At 53.6% G+C, this 2,500-nt stretch carries 1 rRNA gene (cut by a window edge); it reads right to left on the bottom strand.

The annotated features are described in order from the left end of the window. Window positions 1-29: 29 nt before the first annotated feature. Window positions 30-2,500: ribosomal RNA gene (locus tag ACM2ZB_RS15425) — 23S ribosomal RNA — on the bottom strand (it continues 407 nt past the right edge of the window).

The raw sequence follows: 2,500 nt of genomic DNA, 5'->3' as shown, positions 1-2,500 counted from the left end.
GTCGTAAAGCCAAGGCAACTTGAGGTTATATGGTCAAGCCACACGGATCATTAGTATCAGTTAGCTCAATACATTGCTGTACTTACACACCTGACCTATCAACCACATAGTCTATATGGTTCCTTCAGGGGGCTTGTGCCCCGGGAGATCTCATCTTGAGGCGCGCTTCCCGCTTAGATGCTTTCAGCGGTTATCGCTTCCGAACATAGCTACCCGGCAATGCCACTGGCGTGACAACCGGAACACCAGAGGTTCGTCCACTCCGGTCCTCTCGTACTAGGAGCAGCCCCTCTCAAATCTCCAACGCCCATGGCAGATAGGGACCGAACTGTCTCACGACGTTCTGAACCCAGCTCGCGTACCACTTTAAATGGCGAACAGCCATACCCTTGGGACCGACTACAGCCCCAGGATGTGATGAGCCGACATCGAGGTGCCAAACACCGCCGTCGATATGAACTCTTGGGCGGTATCAGCCTGTTATCCCCGGAGTACCTTTTATCCGTTGAGCGATGGCCCTTCCATACAGAACCACCGGATCACTAAGTCCTAGTTTCCTACCTGCTTGATCCGTCGATCTTGCAGTCAAGCACGCTTATGCCTTTGCACACAGTGCGCGATGTCCGACCGCGCTGAGCGTACCTTCGAGCTCCTCCGTTACTCTTTAGGAGGAGACCGCCCCAGTCAAACTACCCACCATACACGGTCCCCGACCCAGATAATGGGCCCAGGTTAGAACGTCAAGCACGACAGGGTGGTATTTCAAGGATGGCTCCGCTGCAGCTAGCGCCACAGTTTCATAGCCTCCCACCTATCCTACACAGACGAACTCAACGTTCAGTGTAAAGCTATAGTAAAGGTTCACGGGGTCTTTCCGTCTTGCCACGGGAACGCTGCATCTTCACAGCGATTTCAATTTCACTGAGTCTCGGGTGGAGACAGCGCCGCTGTCGTTACGCCATTCGTGCAGGTCGGAACTTACCCGACAAGGAATTTCGCTACCTTAGGACCGTTATAGTTACGGCCGCCGTTTACTGGGGCTTCGATCAAGAGCTTCGCCTTGCGGCTGACCCCATCAATTAACCTTCCAGCACCGGGCAGGCGTCACACCCTATACGTCCACTTTCGTGTTTGCAGAGTGCTGTGTTTTTGATAAACAGTCGCAGCGGCCTGGTTACTGCGACCCTCTTCAGCTATAGCTCGCACGAGCCACCAAAAAGGGTGCACCTTCTCCCGAAGTTACGGTGCCATGTTGCCTAGTTCCTTCACCCGAGTTCTCTCAAGCGCCTGAGAATTCTCATCCTACCCACCTGTGTCGGTTTACGGTACGGTCTGCGTAAGCTGAAGCTTAGGAGCTTTTCCTGGAAGCGTGGTATCAGTGACTTCGCCATAAAGGCTCGTCTCGGTGCTCGGTCTTAAAGGATCCCGGATTTGCCAAAGATCCAAACCTACCGCCTTTCCCCAGGACAACCAACGCCTGGTACACCTAACCTTCTCCGTCCCTCCATCGCACTTACGCGAGGTGCAGGAATATTAACCTGCTTCCCATCGACTACGACTTTCGTCCTCGCCTTAGGGGCCGACTCACCCTGCGCCGATTAACGTTGCGCAAGGAAACCTTGGGCTTTCGGCGTGCGGGTTTTTCACCCGCATTATCGTTACTCATGTCAGCATTCGCACTTCCGATACCTCCAGCAGACTTCTCAATCCACCTTCAACGGCTTACGGAACGCTCCTCTACCGCGCATACAAAGTATGCACCCCAAGCTTCGGTTCACTGCTTAGCCCCGTTAAATCTTCCCCGCAGACCGACTCGACCAGTGAGCTATTACGCTTTCTTTAAAGGGTGGCTGCTTCTAAGCCAACCTCCTGGCTGTCTGTGCCTTTCCACATGGTTTTCCACTTAGCAGTGAATTTGGGACCTTAGCTGTGGGTCTGGGTTGTTTCCCTTTTCACGACGGACGTTAGCACCCGCCGTGTGTCTCCCATACAGTCCGTCTCGGTATTCGGAGTTTGCAATGGTTTGGTAAGTCGCGATGACCCCCTAGCCATAACAGTGCTCTACCCCCGAGAGGATACATATGAGGCGCTACCTAAATAGCTTTCGAGGAGAACCAGCTATCTCCGGGTTCGATTAGCTTTTCACTCCTAATCACAGCTCATCCCCGTCTTTTGCAACAGACGTGGGTTCGGGCCTCCAGTACCTGTTACGGCACCTTCACCCTGGCCATGACTAGATCACCCGGTTTCGGGTCTACTGCCCGCGACTATGCGCCCTTATCAGACTCGGTTTCCCTTCGCCTCCCCTATACGGTTAAGCTTGCCACGAACAGTAAGTCGCTGACCCATTATACAAAAGGTACGCAGTCACTCCTTGCGGAGCTCCTACTGCTTGTACGCACACGGTTTCAGGATCTATTTCACTCCCCTCTCCGGGGTTCTTTTCGCCTTTCCCTCACGGTACTGGTTCACTATCGGTCGGTCAGTAGTATTTAGCCTT

It is taken from the genome of Stenotrophomonas maltophilia (assembly GCF_047782825.1).
GTDB lineage: Bacteria > Pseudomonadota > Gammaproteobacteria > Xanthomonadales > Xanthomonadaceae > Stenotrophomonas.
Note: the sequence above shows the minus strand (reverse complement) of the source record. Positions and strands in the feature narration are given on the sequence as shown.